This is a genomic window from Phyllobacterium trifolii, assembly GCF_014192095.1.
Lineage (GTDB): Bacteria > Pseudomonadota > Alphaproteobacteria > Rhizobiales > Rhizobiaceae > Phyllobacterium > Phyllobacterium trifolii.
Window position 1 is genome coordinate 133,012 of record NZ_JACHXN010000006.1, and the last position, 16,383, is coordinate 149,394.

The 16,383-nt window shown below is 56.6% G+C and carries 15 protein-coding genes; 9 read left to right on the forward strand and 6 right to left on the reverse strand.

Features of this window, described 5'->3' with window-relative positions; genetic code table 11:
• Positions 1 to 8: 8 nt before the first annotated feature.
• The gene (locus tag FHS21_RS11195) at positions 9 to 515 is read right to left on the reverse strand and encodes an Lrp/AsnC family transcriptional regulator (protein ID WP_112528879.1); all 507 of its coding nucleotides are present in this window, start codon (positions 513 to 515) and stop codon (positions 9 to 11) included.
• Between the two features lie 97 nt (positions 516 to 612).
• A complete protein-coding gene (locus FHS21_RS11200) occupies positions 613 to 1,779 on the reverse strand; it encodes a diphosphate--fructose-6-phosphate 1-phosphotransferase (protein ID WP_112528881.1) in 1,167 nt (388 codons plus the stop codon).
• Positions 1,780 to 2,057: 278 nt separating this feature from the next.
• On the opposite strand from FHS21_RS11200, the gene FHS21_RS11205 reads away from it, so the two are divergent.
• From FHS21_RS11205 to FHS21_RS11215, 3 genes are all read left to right on the forward strand, one after another.
• Positions 2,058 to 2,267, forward strand: coding sequence for a cold-shock protein (locus tag FHS21_RS11205; RefSeq protein WP_112528883.1), 210 nt, complete (start codon positions 2,058 to 2,060; stop codon positions 2,265 to 2,267).
• Between the two features lie 149 nt (positions 2,268 to 2,416).
• Complete coding sequence (locus tag FHS21_RS11210) at positions 2,417 to 2,779, forward strand: DUF6481 family protein (RefSeq protein WP_112528885.1); 363 nt, start codon at positions 2,417 to 2,419, stop codon at positions 2,777 to 2,779.
• A 95-nt stretch (positions 2,780 to 2,874) separates the two neighbouring features.
• Positions 2,875 to 4,788, forward strand: coding sequence for an ABC transporter ATP-binding protein (locus tag FHS21_RS11215; RefSeq protein WP_112528887.1), 1,914 nt, complete (start codon positions 2,875 to 2,877; stop codon positions 4,786 to 4,788).
• On the opposite strand, the gene FHS21_RS11220 is transcribed toward FHS21_RS11215, so the two are convergent.
• Positions 4,779 to 5,144, reverse strand: a complete 366-nt coding sequence (locus tag FHS21_RS11220; RefSeq protein ID WP_112528889.1) for a hypothetical protein — start codon at positions 5,142 to 5,144, stop codon at positions 4,779 to 4,781. The two genes, FHS21_RS11215 and FHS21_RS11220, sit on opposite strands and share 10 nt — an antisense overlap.
• A gap of 279 nt (positions 5,145 to 5,423) precedes the next feature.
• Here FHS21_RS11220 and FHS21_RS11225 point away from each other — a divergent pair, with 279 nt between their 5' ends.
• Together FHS21_RS11225 and FHS21_RS11230 are read left to right on the forward strand one after the other, a co-directional pair.
• Complete coding sequence (locus FHS21_RS11225) at positions 5,424 to 5,921, forward strand: arsenate reductase ArsC (protein WP_112528891.1); 498 nt, start codon at positions 5,424 to 5,426, stop codon at positions 5,919 to 5,921.
• 120 nt (positions 5,922 to 6,041) lie between these two features.
• On the forward strand, positions 6,042 to 6,317 hold the full coding sequence (locus FHS21_RS11230) for a helix-turn-helix transcriptional regulator (RefSeq protein ID WP_112528893.1): 276 nt from the start codon (positions 6,042 to 6,044) through the stop codon (positions 6,315 to 6,317).
• 15 nt (positions 6,318 to 6,332) lie between these two features.
• Here the strand turns inward: FHS21_RS11230 and FHS21_RS11235 are convergent, their stop codons facing one another.
• From FHS21_RS11235 to FHS21_RS11245, 3 genes are all read right to left on the reverse strand, one after another.
• Complete coding sequence (locus FHS21_RS11235; RefSeq protein ID WP_183661926.1) at positions 6,333 to 7,253, reverse strand: bifunctional helix-turn-helix transcriptional regulator/GNAT family N-acetyltransferase; 921 nt, start codon at positions 7,251 to 7,253, stop codon at positions 6,333 to 6,335.
• A gap of 89 nt (positions 7,254 to 7,342) precedes the next feature.
• The gene (locus FHS21_RS11240; RefSeq protein WP_112528897.1) at positions 7,343 to 8,992 is read right to left on the reverse strand and encodes an FAD-binding dehydrogenase; all 1,650 of its coding nucleotides are present in this window, start codon (positions 8,990 to 8,992) and stop codon (positions 7,343 to 7,345) included.
• Positions 8,993 to 9,191: 199 nt separating this feature from the next.
• Positions 9,192 to 11,714, reverse strand: coding sequence for an EAL domain-containing protein (locus tag FHS21_RS11245; protein ID WP_162701895.1), 2,523 nt, complete (start codon positions 11,712 to 11,714; stop codon positions 9,192 to 9,194).
• A 273-nt stretch (positions 11,715 to 11,987) separates the two neighbouring features.
• Between FHS21_RS11245 and FHS21_RS11250 the strand changes: the two genes are divergently transcribed.
• The 4 genes from FHS21_RS11250 to FHS21_RS11265 all read left to right on the forward strand — a co-directional run bounded on the left by FHS21_RS11250 (position 11,988) and on the right by FHS21_RS11265 (position 16,377).
• Positions 11,988 to 13,637, forward strand: coding sequence for an ABC transporter ATP-binding protein (locus tag FHS21_RS11250; RefSeq protein WP_246410979.1), 1,650 nt, complete (start codon positions 11,988 to 11,990; stop codon positions 13,635 to 13,637).
• 213 nt (positions 13,638 to 13,850) lie between these two features.
• Entirely contained in the window at positions 13,851 to 14,345 is a 495-nt protein-coding gene (locus FHS21_RS11255; RefSeq protein ID WP_246410980.1) for a MarR family winged helix-turn-helix transcriptional regulator, read from the forward strand.
• Between the two features lies 1 nt (position 14,346).
• Positions 14,347 to 15,045: an SDR family NAD(P)-dependent oxidoreductase gene (locus FHS21_RS11260; protein WP_112528901.1), complete on the forward strand. Its 699-nt coding sequence runs from the start codon at positions 14,347 to 14,349 to the stop codon at positions 15,043 to 15,045.
• Positions 15,046 to 16,377, forward strand: coding sequence for an NAD(P)/FAD-dependent oxidoreductase (locus tag FHS21_RS11265; protein WP_112528903.1), 1,332 nt, complete (start codon positions 15,046 to 15,048; stop codon positions 16,375 to 16,377).
• Positions 16,378 to 16,383 lie beyond the last annotated feature (6 nt).

The following is a 16,383-nucleotide window of genomic DNA, read 5'->3' on the forward strand; positions in this document are numbered from 1 at the left end:
TGGGCTCTTTAATTTGTTTTTGGTGCCATTGCGGGATCAGTCCAGCATCCCTCCGGCAAACTCACCCATTTGTTGCACGATGCCATAACCACAAAGGTCTCGCTTCGTACGATCTCTCCGAGGTCGCCGACCCCGGGTATCAACTCGCTGGTGACCCGGTAAAGATCGGCAATGTCGCCTGCGATGACTACATCGACGATGATGTCGAACCGTCCGGTTACGACACATGCCGATGTGACGAAGGGGAGCGCTGCAATCCGTTCCGCGATCTCGCGTACGCGGCCGCGCCCCTGTGTATTGACACCGACGATGGCCGAGATCAGCTCGGGACGTTCCGTCAGGTTGAGCAGTCCGACGATCTTCAGGAGGTTTCGGTCCAGCAAGTTGCGAAGGCGCGTGCGTACCGTTGGCACGGACATCGCCATCGTTTCAGCAAGACGCGTCAACCCAGGCTGCGCATCCTGCGAAAGCTGTTTGACAAGCCGCCTGTCCGTCTGATCCAGATGTTCCCGCAAGCGGCTAGACTTTCACAAAAGAGAAAATACAGCGATAATTTTTACCGATATGGAATATCCTATGCGGTACTTTTGCAGAACACAAGGGTTTTGAAACTCAAACGAATGGCTTTGCGGGGTCGAACTTGCGAGGAAGCAGTCTTTCCAGATAAGCCCGGCCCTGCGATGAGATCTGGTTTGTATCGGGCAGCATGAAATCATCCGGCAGATGCTTCGTCTTTCCAGCGACATTCGCGAGAGGTACCAGCTGCGGGCTGGTTTCTCCATTTTCATACTGCAAGGCTACGGATCCGCCACCGCGGGCCACAGCTTCCACGGCAAAGGCCCCGGCCTCAAAAGCTTCGCGGGCATCCGTCTCGTTGATTGTCGCGATATTGCCGCGCGGCATATAGCCGAATGTATCGACACGGGCCCGTGCACCGGGCAGCCCGGTGCGGATCAACTCTTCGATGGTCATGCCGAGATCACCACCCGAAAGGCGCACGTTCCCGTGCGCATCGCGCTCGAGCCGGTCGGGTGGAACCAGGTTTTCCACAACTGATCGTCCGTCTTCCGCCGTGACGCCCTCCGACATTGCCACGATGCAGCGCCCATGGCGTGAGGTGGCTTCGCGTACGTCGTCGATGAACCGTTCCGGCGAAAAAGCCCGCTCGGGAACATAGACAAGGTGGGGTCCGCTGTCCTCGTCGAGCTGCCATGCGGCTGCCGCTGTTGTAAGAAAGCCCGCATGTCTGCCCATGACGATGCCGACATAAATTCCCGGCAAGGCGCGAAAATCGAGGTCGACGCTCAGGAAAGCACCGGCGACGAAGTCGGCTGCGGAGATGAATCCGGGCGTATGGTCGTTTTCGACAAGGTCATTGTCGATCGTCTTCGGGGCGTGGACAAAGGCAATATCCTTGCCGGCGGCGTCGGCCAGAATTTGCTGCGTCCCGGCCGTGTCGTTACCGCCGATATAAATGAACGCGGTGGCTCCGGCCTTTTGCAAGCCTTTGAGGATGACCTCGCAGTAGGCGGCGTCAGGTTTGTCGCGCGTACTTCCAAGGGCGGCGCTTGGTGTTGCGGCGATTCGGCGGAGGTCCTGTTCGCTCAAAGCGGAAAGATCGACGAAATTCCCGTCGCGTATACCGCGCACGCCATGTAGCGCGCCAAGAACGCGTGCATCCTTGTGACGCTTGCGGATCTCGATCGCGGCACCCGCCAATGTCTGGTTTATAACTGCAGTCGGCCCGCCGCCCTGCGCAATTACGAACGTCTCGGTCATATCAATTCTTTCGGTTTGCGTGTTTCCGGAAGCCAGATGGCCGGGTTAGACGGGATGATAACAATATTTGGCCGCCTGCGTAAATTTTCTCACCTAAATTGTTTTGCGCGAAGCGAGTTGAAACAATTCCAATTCAATTCTATAAAAGCTGCGTTGAATTTTTGATTGTCGAAGTTTTTCGCGTGCAAGCGCTTCTACCTTCTCCTTCAAAACTCGATAGAAACGGTTATCGTGCATGTGTACGATATCCAGGTTGAAGTTGGCAGGGAGGGCTTAATATGGCCACAGGCACAGTTAAATGGTTCAATTCCACAAAAGGTTTTGGTTTTATTCAACCTGAGGACGGCGGCGCGGATGTGTTCGTGCATATCTCTGCTGTTGAGCGCGCTGGATTGCGCAGCCTCAATGATGGCCAGAAGATCAATTACGAGCTGGTGCGCGACAAGAAGTCGGGCAAGATGTCAGCCGATCAATTGAGCGCTGCCTGATCAGCGTTCAGTTTGTGGTCGCCAAGAAGGTGACCATGGCGTAAACTGAAATATATGACGGAGGCCAGGCCGATGCCTGGCCTTTTCAATGGAATTGACGTCGCGAGCGCAAGCAGCTCGCTCAATATACGAACAAGGATGACCACCGGTTGAAAAATCTCAAAGAATTGGCTGAGCGCCGTACTGCTGCAGCCGAGGCGAAGAAACTGCTTCTCAAGAAGTTCGATAGTGCACCCAAGCCGACTGATCCCGAGATGCAGGCAAAACGTGCCGAGCGGGAGGCAATCGCAGCGGCGCGTGAAGCGCGGCGTGTGGAAAAAGAGCGGTTGGCGCAAGAAGAACTGGCCCGCAAGCAGGCAGAAGCCGATGCGTTGGCCGAGGTCGCCCTGGCCGAAGCGGAAGCCGCCAAGGTCGAAGCAAACAGACATGTCGCGCGTGTCCTCGCCGATGAAGCTGAGCGCAAGGCGGAACGCGACCGGCGTTATGCAGCCCGCAAGGCGAAGCAACGCTGAAACGCGACCAATTTTCAGACCTCTAAGTTCCCTGGCCGTTTGCTCCCCAATTTCGCGCGATTGACAACAGCCGCCGGAAAACAGGATTATCTCGTATGCCGAGGACTTACAGCAGTGGCGGACGGGTTCCGCGAGGGGCACCCGGGCGAGCCCTGGGCGGGCCGCCGTTGCCAGAGGTCCATACCCTGCGGGAACGTTTCGGGGCTCTGAAGAACCTTTGGCCATTCCTGTTGATGGTATGGCGGACAAGTCCGCATCTGACTGCGGCATCGCTCGTCCTGCGTCTGGGCCGGGCGCTCCTGCCCGTGATAACGCTGTTCGTCGGCAAGCTGATCATCGACGATGTGGTCTTGCTGGTGCAAACGCCGAACAAGCCGGAAACGCTGTCGCAGTGGCTGAACAGCGGCCTTCTGAACTGGCTGGGGCTGCTTCTTCTAGCCGAATTCGCGCTGGCCGTTTTGTCGGATATTCTTGGGCGCGTTGTATCTCTGATTGACAGCCTGCTATCGGAGCGCGTCTCCAATAGCTCAAGCGTTCGCCTGATGCAGCATGCGGCAACGCTTGATCTGGAGGATTTCGAAGACGCCGAGTTTCAGGATCAGCTCGAGCGGGCCCGTCGTCAGTCGAGCGGGCGCATGACGCTGATGGGGCAATTGCTCAGCCAGGCACAGGACATGGTAACTGTTGCCAGCTTCGCCGCGGGCCTGATCGTCTATGCACCCTGGCTCATCGTTCTGTTGTTTCTTGCCCTGGTTCCGGCCTTTCTGGGCGAGGCGCATTTCAACGCCCAAAGCTATTCGCTCGATTTTGTCCGCACGCCGGAGCGGCGCGAACTCGATTATGTGCGGCAGACCGCAGCCAGCGTCGAAACAGCCAAGGAAGTCAAGATCTTCGGGCTGCACAGTTTCCTGATTGACCGCTACTTGCGTCTCGCTACCGATTTCTATGCGGCCAATCGCATACTCGCGCTGCGCCGTGCCAGCTGGGGCGGTCTCTTCACCGCGATGGGTACTGTCGGCTATTATCTGGCTTATGCCTATATCGTCCTGCGCACGCTGGGCGGCGAGTTTTCCATCGGCGATCTGACCTTTCTCGCCGGCTCGTTCCGGCGCCTGCGCACCCTGCTCGAAGGGTTGCTGACAAGCTTTTCAAGTACGGCAGGACAAGCGCTTTATCTCGATGATCTGTTCGCCTTCTTCGAGGTCAAGCCCGAGATCCTTTCGCCGGAAAATCCACGTCCTTTCCCGCATCCGATCCGTCAGGGCTTCGTGTTCGACGATGTCGGGTTCATCTATCCCGGCGCCGAGCGCTGGGCGGTCCGCCACCTGAGCTTCACCCTACATGCGGGCGAAGTGGTGGCGCTTGTCGGTGAAAATGGCGCTGGCAAGACGACCCTGGTGAAGCTTCTCACCCGCCTTTACGATCCGGATGAAGGCCGTATCCTGCTCGATGGCCATGATCTGCGCGAATATGATCTTGAGGCATTACGGGGCAATATGGGCGTGATCTTCCAGGATTTCGTGCGCTACAATCTCAGTGCTTCCGATAATATTGCGGTCGGCAGGATCGCCTACCGGAACGACCATCCCCGCATCGCGCAAGCGGCGTCGCGCAGCCAGGCGGATGGCGTCATTGCCAAGCTTCCCGGTCAGTATGAGCAGATGATCGGCAAGCGGTTCAAGAACGGCGTTGAGCTATCCGGCGGCGAATGGCAGAAAATTGCCATCGCCAGAGCCTATATGCGCGAGGCAGAGGTGCTGATCCTTGATGAGCCGACAGCAGCGCTCGACGCCCGCTCCGAGTTCGAGGTGTTCCGGCGTTTCAAGGAACTCAGCGAAGGCAAGACGGCGATTCTCATCTCACACCGTTTCTCCAGCGTGCGTATGGCTGACCGTATTCTCGTTCTCGCCGATGGCAAGGTCGAAGCTGCCGGCACACATGAGGAACTTGTCGCGCAGGCCGGCCGCTATGCCGAGCTTTTCGAGTTGCAGGCCGCGGGCTATCGATAGCCGTCAATATGCAGCAGCAAGCCTGCGCTGTTTTCCTTGGAAACCATGCGGTACCACCCTGGGACGTAGCTGTCCGTATGAGAGCAGGCTCGGGCAATCCCGGGATGTTCTTTCGCCCATTTTCTCAAAGCGATCCAAGCTGGACTTTCCGTGAATGACCGCGGACGTATCCTTCCCGAAATCGGGATACCGAATTCCCGGGCGACAATTTCGACGTCTTCATCGGAAAAAAGCGGCAGGAGGATATGCGGTTCATTGTATTTGCAGATCGCATAATAGGCTCTGCCGGTACCCTTGGAGATCGAGAGTGCCGCGCCCAAGGGAACACCGCGACCATAGGTGCGGTTCTCAAGCATTTTCAGGCACGGACCCTCAGCAGAAATGGATCCTGTGAAGATACGGCCGCAAATTTCTACTCTATGAAATTCATGTCTGTCGGGCATCCTGTTCCCCCATGATTCACCATGACGCAGGTACGCTTGACAACTTGGCGAATCATACACGAATCCGGCCATTTAACCAGCATGGGGCCATCCTTTACGCAGCGTTAAACGCCTTTCGTCGAGTTGGTGTCACATTTTTGAATCATACTGTGTTGAAATATCTTGGCTTCGACCAGCAAAAGGAGATACGCCGTGAACGATAAAGTCTTCCACGTCCTGTTTCTCTCGCATCGCAATTCTGCAAGGAGCATGATGGCCGAGGCGATTCTCAATCGCATTGGAAAGCCCCACTTCGTAGCCTATAGCGCCGCCACGGAGCCCGGGGAGGCGATTGATCCTGAAACGAAGGAATTACTCGAGCAGACCGGCTTTCCGGTGGATGGCCTGCACCCCAAGCATTATCGCGAGTTCGGCCTTGAAGGCGCGCGTGACCTCGATTTCGTTTTCACGTTGAATGATGAAGCCGCAGGGGAGCCCATGCCCGAATGGCCGGGCGTCCCGGTTACGGCCCATTGGGAGTCGTCCGATCCTGTCCAGGCTACCGGTGAGCCGTGGGAGCGCAAGCAGGCATTTTCCCGCACGATGATGGAACTTGATCGCCGGTTGAAGATTTTCGTCAACCTTCCGCTCAAATCGCTCGATCGCATGAGCATCCAGCATCACGTCGATGAAATCGGCAAGTCAACATGACTAACCACAATGTGACTTGAGGAACGCTGCCGCCGCTTTTGCGCCATGAATTTTTCATCCGTCTGACATGGCCGCCGATTATCTTTCGGGTACGCGAATCAAACCTGATCGGTAAAGCAGATGAACACAGCAAACCGCTGGACGCCGCACTGGGCGATCCACCCTGGCGAGCATTTGCGTCAGTGCATCGAATGTAACGGTCTTTCGACCGAAGACTTTGCGCGGCGCGTCGAGATGCCCGTGGCAATCATCGACGCCATCATTGCCGGCCAGCATCCGATCACACTCGACATTGCGACACGCATCGACAGAACGCTTGGCATCATGCCCGAGCTCTGGTTTGTGCTGCAGTCCAGATGGCAGCGCTATCAGGAGACATTTCAGGCCTCTGCGTAAACCTCTCCAAGGGGGCTATGCCTGAAGATCGAGCACCCATGTCTGCCCCACCAGATCCTGGCCGAAGGAATGATGCTTTTCCTGGTCTACAAGGCGAAATCCGGCTGCCTCGTATATGCGGCGCGCCGAGACGAGGACGTCATTTGTCCATAGTTTGATCTGCCGGTAGCCGAGTTCCCTTGCGCGCCCGACACAGCTTGCAACGAGCGTTCGACCGATACCAAGACCGCGCGCGCTCGGTTCGACATAGAGAAGGCGCAGCTTCGCGACTTCAGGATCCTCGCTCTGGACGAGGAATATCGACCCCGCGATCGAACCGGCATATTCGGCAATCCACGCCGCTTCGCGTTCCGGATTGAAATTGGTGACGAATTTCGACAGGATTTCAGCGACCAGCGCTTCATATGTCCAGTCGAGGCCATATTCCTGATAGTAAAGCACTGCCTGCCGGTGGATGACCCAGCCAAGATCGCCGGGCTGGAGACCGCGATATGTCACCGTGTCCGGCACATGGTTTTCTGCATCGATGAGGTTTCTGATCTGACGCATGGACGATACCAGCCGCCTGCGGGCATCATCGTCCAGGGGTGCAAGGATTTGCTCCATCTGAAGCTGCGAGCGCAGATTAAGGCCGGAAAAGACCTCTTGGCCCGCCGGGGTCAGCGTTATGAGACGTTGCCGTCCATGTGTTGAGCTGGCACGGACGCGCACGAGCTTGCGCTTTTCGAAGCGTGAGACGATGCGGCTGAGATGGGCCTTGTCCATATGCAGACTGCGGCCGATATCGGCGGCCGTCTGTTCGCCATTGTTGGCAAGTTCGTATAAGACGCGGCCCTCTGCCAAAGTATAGTCGCTGGCAAGCAGATGCTTGTCGAGCAAACCGATTTCCCTCGTAAAAAAGCGATTGAAACTACGAAATTCGTGAACTGCGTTCATGTTATCCGCTCTATGTTGTCAGTGACAACATCATAGGCATTTCACTTGGGATCACAAGATGGAAATGACGGCGACGAATGGGAAGAGGATTACGTGGCCTTCGCCGCTGCCCTGCCGGCTGTCCGGCCCGAGAAGATAGAGCCGCCAAGGAAGGTTCCCTCGAGCGAATTATAGCCATGCATGCCGCCGCCGCCGAAGCCGGCTGCCTCACCCGCCGCGTAGACCCCGGCCAGCGCTTCGCCGTCAGCCTTCAAGACACGCGCATTCAAATCCGTCTCCATGCCGCCGAGTGATTTCCGTGTGAGGATGCTCAGGCGCACCGCAATCAGCGGCCCATGTTTCGGATCGAGTATCCTGTGCGGCGGCACCACACGAACGAGGCGATCACCGATATAGTTGCGGGCGCCGCGTATCGCCGTGATCTGCGCATCCTTGGTATATGGATTGTCGACTTCGCGGTCACGGGCCATGATCTGCGCCTGCAACTTGTCTTCATGGATCAGATTGTCGCCGGTCAGCGCGTTCATGCGGCGGACAAGTGCGGAGAGGTCCCTTTCGACGATGAAGTCCTCGCCATTGTCGAGGAAAGCCTGCACGGGAGCGGGGACACCGCCGAGCGCGCGCTTCAGCACCTGCCGCCAGCTCTTCGAGGTGAAGTCCGGATTCTGTTCCGAGCCGGAAAGCGTTATCTCTTTCTTGGCGATCGTCTGGTTCAGCACGAACCAGGAATAATCATAGCCGCTCTTCATGATATGGCTGAGCGTGGACAGCGTATCGAAACCGGGCAGGCATGGCGCGGGCAGGCGGTCGCCACTAGCGTCGAACCACAGCGACGACGGGCCGGGCAGAATGCGGATGGCGTGCTTTGTCCAGATAGGGTCCCAATTGTTGACGCCTTCGACATAGTGCCACATGCGGTCTTCGTTGATGAGATGGGCGCCGGCTTTCTCAGCCACGCCCAGCATCAAACCGTCGACGTGGTCCGGTACGCCGCTGATGAGATGTTTCGGCGTTCCGAGCCGCGCCGGCCAGTTCTTGCGCACCAGATCGTGATTGCCGCCGATGCCGCCGCTGCAGACAATGATCGCTTGCGCCTTCAGGGAGAACGAACCAGTGGCAATGCGGGAACTCGGTTCACTGCGCCTGACCTCGCTCGGCTGGAGGACTTCGCCTTCGACCCCGTCGATGATCCCGGCGCTTTTGACCAGCGCTGTTACGCGGTGCCGGAAGCGAAAAGTGAGGAGACCTTTCTGCTCGGCTTCGCGGGCCCGGCGAATAAACGGCTCAACCACGCCGAGACCCGTACCCCAGGTGATATGAAAGCGCGGAACGGAATTGCCATGTCCTGTGGCGAGCGATCCGCCGCGCTCCGCCCAGCCGACGACCGGAAACCAGCGCATGCCCTGGGCGTGCAGCCATGCGCGTTTTTCGCCCGACGCAAAATCGATATAGGCTTCCGCCCATTTGCGCGGCCAGTGGTCTTCAGGCCGGTCGAACCCGGCCGAGCCCATCCAGTCCTGCAATGCAAGTTCGGGTGAATCCTTGATACGCAGACGGCGCTGCTCGGGGGAGTTGATGAAGAACAATCCGCCGAAGGACCGCCAGGCCTGGCCCCCGAGTGTCTGTTCCGGCTCCTGGTCGAGGATGATCACCTTCTTGCCGGCATCGGTGAGTTCCGTTGCCGCGACGAGCCCGGCTAGACCCGCGCCAATGATGATCGCATCCGCATCGTAACCCATTGCCGATTTTCCTCCCGAGCGTATTCGCGTAGCAGAAAAAACAGGAAAGCTAAATTGTCATTGCGGGAGAGTTTTGGACGAAAAGAGGCCGATCTGGCGCAAGAACCTTCGATTCCTGCACAAGAGTCGTCGATTCCGGGATGGTTTTGTCTACTGTAGATTGAAAATTACGTGTAGCTGGTTGTTTTGGTTGGTCGAGCTATCGGACTTCCACCTTTTCCAAACTCTGCAACAGGGCTTGAAGCGGTTGAGGACGATGAAACAGAAAGCCTTGACCATAGCCGATACCAAGCGATTTAAGGATGTCGACCGCCTGCAGATCCTCGATATGCTCGGCAATAACGTCTACACCAAGTTCGCGTGCGATACCATTAATGGAAGCAACAACCGCTTGATCGAGCCGGCTTTTTGACAATTTCTCGATAAATGCCCCGTCTATCTTGATACTGTCCACCTTGAAATGGTGTAAGTATCCGAATGAACTGAGGCCGGTGCCAAAATCATCGAGACTTATACGGCATCCGGCTGCGCGTGCTTCCCTAACGAAGTGTTCTGCCGCCTCGTAATTATTGACAGCAGTCGTTTCCGTAATCTCGAATATCAAGCGAGACGGAGAAACTTTGGTTTTTTCAATCGTTGACTGTAGAAATGACCAGAGTGTGGGATCGCTTATTGTATTTGCAGATAGATTTATTGCGAGCGACACGTTCTTCATCTGCATCAATTTTGGGCCATAGGTCTCGAGCGTGTGCTGGATAATCCAGCGGTCGACTATACCCATGAGGCCGAAGCGTTCCGCAGCGGGGATAAACTCGGCGGGCGCGATAATTTCCCCGTTTACTCCGGTCATCCTCGATAGAATTTCGATGCAGATGCTGTGGTCGTCTGTATTGGAGATTGCTCTGATTTCCTGGCCGTAAACTTGAAGTCTTCCTTCGGACAATGCTTCCAGAATTCCAGAGGCGGCCTGAATACTTGCGAGGTTCTGTCGGGCCGCGCCAGTATTGATATTGTAGATGGCGCTGCGATTGCGGCCTTCCGCCTTTGCGGCGTAACAGGCAGCATCGGCGCGGGCGATCGCCTCGGCGAGGGTGACGCCCGGTTCATCGAGGGCCGCAATTCCAACGCTGGCGCCAATGTTCTGGATTTTTCCGTCCCAGGGCAGCTGAATGGTTCTGATCTCGCTTATCAAGCGCTCGGCGGCCTCTTCTGCCTCCTCAAATTTGCTGATCGGAAGGAGAACTGCGAATTCATCGCCGCCAAGCCGCCCGATGATGGCGGAGTCGGGTAAGGCATTGTTCATGCTGGACGTTGCCATTTTCAGCAAAGCATCGCCGGCCGCATGACCAAGCGTGTCATTGACCATCTTGAAGCGGTCGAGGTCTATGTAAAGCAGCGCATATGGAGCCCGATCGCCGCTTTTTTCGATCAGCGCCGACACCGCCGATTCGAATGCCGTCCGGTTCAAAAGGCCCGTCAACGCATCATGGGTTGCCGCGTGGGAAAGCTCTCTTTGCAGGTTTCGAGCGCTCGTGACATCCTGGATCACCAGCACAGATCCCGTTATCGCGCCTGTCAGATCGAAGAGCGGGGAGGCAATATCCCTAAGAGAACGCCGTCCTCCATCCGACCGGACAAAGAGCGCGTTTTCAGCGCTCTCCACGGTCTGGCCGATTTGCATTGCACGGCTGGTCGTAGAGAGAAGGGTCGTGCCGGTTCCTTCATCGATGAGATTGAGCACATCTTCCAGTCGTGAACCGATGAGTTCCTGGGCATTAAGCAACAGTAATCGTTCCGCCGCTGGATTGGCAAACGTAATATTGTTCTCAACATCAGTAGTAAGAACCGCATCACCAATGGATTGGAGTGTGATGCGATAGAGGTCCTTTTCCCTGGCTAGCGCCTCCGCGTTCAGGACCTCTTCCGTTATGTCCCAGATGCTACCCATCAACATGTCGGGCATTATTTCGTGACGGACACGTCGCGCCAGAGCGAACACATGGCGGATTTGACCATCAGGTTTGATGATCCGGTAGCTCGTCTTCATGGGCTCGCCGGTCTCAAACGTGGATTCTATCTCACGCTCAGCCCTGGCTGCGTCGTCCGGATGCAAAAGATTGTGCCACGTGGCGCGGGGTACTTCATCGGGACCTGGACCTATACCGAAAATCTCGCGCATGCGGCGATCCCACAATACGATCTCGGTCTCGCTGTTGAAATGCCATAACCCAACCTGGCCGGCGTCGAGCGCGAGTTGAATTCGCTCGTTCAGCAATGTCAGTTCCTGTTCGGCGTTCTTTTGATCGGTGATGTCCGTCTGGACGCCGATCATTCTCGATGGGCGGCCATTTTTGTCCCATTCGACGACACGGCCTCGGTCGAGAACCCACACCCAGTGGCCATCCTTGTGACGCAGTCTGAACTCGGTCTCAATCTGCGATGTTTCGCCGGAAATATGCCGTTCGCCGCTTTCGATGGCACGCTGTTTGTCATCAGGATGTATGAGTGTCAGCCAAAGATCGCTGCTATCGCCGAGCTCGTCTTCACGGTAGCCCAGCATTTTCTTCCACGTAGCTGAATAATAGCACTGCCCGGTGGTAAGATTGGAATCCCAAACACCGAGGCCGGCGGATTCAAGCGCGAAGCTCCACCGGTTGGCCTCGGCATCGGCGGGCGTTAGGGAAGGTCTTGAGTGCAGGCGCATATTCCGAACGTCTGTCATGCCCGAAGCTAACATGAAAAGCAGAAAAATACAGTTAATGTCTTCGCAGGAATACGGCTCGAAGTGTTCATCATTGGAGACAATTATCGGCTTCAGCTTCAATATTATAGCCAGTAAAAAGATGTATCCACCAATAATGGGATCTTCGCGATCCGTGGCTTAAGGCAAGTGTCTCAGGTTGAGCTGGCACCGAAATTGCTTGCTTGTCATTGCAGACATCGAATGGAAAGATGACTGAATTGATGTTTCAAAGCCGGAAGGATCGCTGGTGTTATGACAAGCGCAGTTGAAAAAGGAAGCACAATAGCCAATGGAGATGCAATTCTCTCCGTTGAAAATCTGACAGTGGACCTGCCGCAGGGCATGGAGCGGCGCTACGCTGTGGAAGATATTTCTTTTGAACTGCGCCCTGGCGAAATTCTCTGCATCATCGGCGAGTCTGGATCGGGAAAGTCCGTCACCGCAAATGCAATCATGGGCCTGCTGCCATCGTCCATTCGAGCCAGCAAAGGCGCGATCCGCTTCAAAGGCGTCAATATCCTCGAGGCCAAGGACGAATATGTGCGCGGACTGCGCGGGCGTGCTGTTTCGATCATCTTCCAGGATCCTCTCTCTGCGCTCAATCCCTTGATGACGGTCGGCGCGCAGATCGCCGAGGTCATGGAGGTGCACAATGTCGGCACTCCGGCAACGCGGGCAAAAGCGGTGCTGGATCTGCTCGATGAGGTAGGTCTGCCAGACCCTCTGCTTATGCGGCACCAATATCCTTTTCGGCTGTCCGGCGGACAGCGACAGCGTGTGATGATCGCGATCGCCCTGGCTCTTGGTCCTGATGTATTGATTGCCGATGAACCGACGACGGCACTCGATGTGACAACGCAGGCGCAGATTCTGGAATTGATCCGCAAGATCCAGCGCGACAAGCACATGAGCGTCATGTTCATCACGCACGACTTCGGTGTCGTCGCCGAGATCGCCGATCGCGTCGTCGTCATGGAAAAGGGCAAGATAGTCGAGCAGGGCAAAGCCGACGACGTGCTCAACCATCCATCGCATCCCTACACGCAGCGCCTTACAGCAGCTGTGCCGCGAATGCGCGACAAGGACAGAGCGAGCAATGCAGAAACCCCGGTCGTACTCGACGTCCAAAAGCTCAACAAAATCTATACGAGCGGCGGCAGCTTCTTTACGAAGGGCCGCACGGTACATGCGGTTAATGACGTAAGTTTTACGATCCGCAAAGGCCGCACGCTCGGCGTCGTCGGAGAGTCCGGTTCTGGAAAATCCTCTCTTGGGCGGGTGCTGCTCAAGCTGATGGAGGCCGATGGCGGCAAGATACTGTTCAATGGTCGGGACATCGCGCCGCTCGACGCCAAGGAATTCCGGTCGATGCGCCCCTATATCCAGATGATTTTCCAGGATCCCTTTGCGTCTCTCAATCCCCGCCACACAATCGGACAAATACTGGTCGTCGGACCGATGGCACACGGTGTCAGCGCTGCAGAGGCAAGAGCGAAGGCGGTGCAACTCCTTGAACTCGTTGGCCTGGACGAAGGCGCTTACGATCGCTATCCGCACGAGTTTTCAGGCGGGCAGAGACAACGCATTGGCATCGCCCGCGCCCTGATGTTCGATCCAGTGCTTCTCGTCGCGGATGAGGCGGTGTCGGCGCTTGATGTTTCTATCCAGGCTCAAATCCTGGAACTGCTGACGAAAATTCAAAAACTCCTCCACGTGGCGATGATCTTTATCACCCATGATTTGCGCGTAGCCAGCCAGATCTGCGATGACATCGCAGTCATGTATCGCGGCGAGATCGTAGAATTCGGACCGCCCTCGCAAATCTTCCGCAGTCCGGCGCACGCGTATACTCAACGGCTGGTCTCGGCAATTCCAGGCAGTCAGTGGGAACCCGCTGCCTGATTTTTGGGCTTGGTGTGCTTTTTTGATGCCCGTTTGGCTCGTCAAACGGGCAATTTCTTTGTTTGCTCGGTATTCCTGCAACCTCACATAAAAAAATAGTTGCATTTGTCCACTATTTGCCGAAGCATGCATAATAGAAAGCTGCATAACAAATTCAGAAGCCTTGGAATCCCGGATGCAATACATCGTCGGGAGCGGAAGGAATTTGCCCGAATGCCGAAGATGATGTCGAAGCCGACCACGATTGAACATGTCGACCTCGATGTGCTCGAAGACACGTTGAGTTTCTACATCCGCACCATGAACATTGCAGTTTCCCGCGATCTTGATGCTCGTCTCGATGGATGCGACGTGGCGCGTGGAACCGGCAAGATTACAACGCTGCTTCTAGTAGACAGTCACCCAGGAATCCGCCCGTCCGTTATCGCTCAGATCATCATGAAAGACCGCTCGGCGATGGGCCGTCTCATAGAGCAGATGATTGAACATGATCTTCTCAGGCGGCAAACCTCTGCCAGTGAAAGACGCGCGCAGGAGCTCTATGTCACTCCGAAAGGTGCGGAGCTTGCGGCCATGATCCGGCCAATTGTCACGAAGCAGTCTAAGGATTTTTTCTCGTTCATTGCGGAAGAAGAGCAGGCTCAGGTGATGGATATCTTGCGCCGGGCGTACCGGAAGATGGTCGGCATGACTGGGGAGAAACGGTGATATGACGGAAGAACGTGTCGTCCTGATATCGGGGGCAAACAGAGGAATAGGGGAGGCGATTGCGCGCTTTCTTGGTGCTGCAGGATGGCGGCTGTCACTGGGCATGCGCAGCCCGCAATTGCCTGACTGGGCTGATCCGGATCGTGTCCAGGTCGTTGCCTACGATGCAAATGATCCATCGGCAGAAGCCGCATGGACAGAACAGGCATTAGCGAGGTTCGGCCGCATCGACGCGATCATCGCCAATGCCGGCATCATGATTCCGAAGAACGTGATTGAGGCAGATGATGCGGATCTCGATGCCATGCTTGCAATCAATGTGAAGGCGCCGCGCCGGCTCGCGGCTGCGACTTGGGACGCGCTTGGCAAAAGCGGGCGAGGACGCGTTATCATCCTTGGCTCGCTGTCCGGCAAGCGTGTGAAATCTTCGACCGCCAGCCTCTATTCAATCTCCAAGTTTGCGGCCGTGGCTCTGGCTCATGGCATTCGCCATACGGGTTGGGACCTCGGTATACGTGCAACTGCTCTTTGTCCTGGATTTGTCGCAACCGACATGGCGCGAGCTCTGACCAACCGTGCTGACAATCTCCTGACCGATCCCGGCGACATCGCCCGTATCACGGCAATGCTGCTCGATCTTCCAAATGAGGCGAGCGTCGCCGAATTCACCATCAACTGCCAGTTAGAGGAATCCTATTAAATGCCCGGTCCCTATGTCGTGCGCGTGCACGGCGATGAAAATCTGCCTGAAAAAGTCGATGTGGTTGTCATCGGCGGCGGCATTATCGGAACGTCCACGGCGCTGGAACTTGCCGAGCGCGGTCACAAGGTTGCTTTGTGTGAAAAAGGAGGCATCGGTCAGGAACAGTCGAGCCGTAACTGGGGCTGGGTGCGCATCTCCCGCCGTGACCCGCGCGAAGTTCCGCTCATGGCCGAGGCGCTGCGCATCTGGTCCGGCTTCGACAAAAGACTTGGCCGCGACACAGGTTACAAACGCGCCGGCATCATATTCGCTTGCCCCGACGATAAGTCCTATGACGAGCATGAACGTTGGGGCCACAATCTCGAGGGCTATCAGCTGCCGAGCAGAATGGTGAGTGGCAAGGAACTCGAAGACCTTTTGCCGGGCGGTAGCATGAAACTCAAGGGCGCTCTGTACACGCCCGCTGATGGTCGCGCCGAACCGCAAAAGGCCGCGCCCGCAGTCGCTGAAGCCGCGCGCGACAAAGGCGCGGCAATCCTGACGGAGTGTGCCGTACGCGGCATCGAGACGACCGGCGGCAAGGTTTCGGGTGTTGTCACCGAGCGCGGACGCATCGCTTGCGACGCTGTCGTACTCGCCGGCGGCGCCTGGTCCAATCTCTTCTGCGGGCTTTACGGGATCGATCTGCCGCAGTTGAAGGTGATGAATACCGTCATGCGCACGAAGCCGCTGGAGGGCGGTCCCGAATCCGCGCTTTGGTCCAAGGACTTCGCCATACGAAAACGTCAGGATGGCGGTTATACGATTGCCTCCGGCCACGAAAACATTGTCGACATCGTACCGAAATCTTTTCGCTATGCATTCAAATTCCTACCGGCGCTGAAGATGGAATGGGGATCGCTGTCGTTTCGCTTCGGTAGCCGTTTCTTTGACGAGGCGCGGCTCCCGACACGCTGGAAGATGGATGAGGCGAGTCCGTTTGAGTACAGCCGAGTCCTCGACCCCAAGCCTTCGCTGGATATGTCAAACAAAGCCTTTAATGGGCTCAAGGCGGCCTTTCCGGTATTCAACAAGGCCGAGATTGCACAGCGTTGGGCGGGCTACATCGATGTTACGCCGGATGCAATTCCTGTGATTTCCGCAGTGGATGAGATCCCGGGCTTTCACATCGCAACCGGGTTTTCAGGCCATGGTTTTGGCATTGGTCCGGCGGCAGGTCGACTGATGGCGGATATCGTTACCGGCCGCACTCCGGTCGTCGATCCCACAGATTTTCGTTTTTCCCGCTTCAGCGATGGATCGAAGGTGCGGCCACTCAGTGGTTTCTAAGATCGG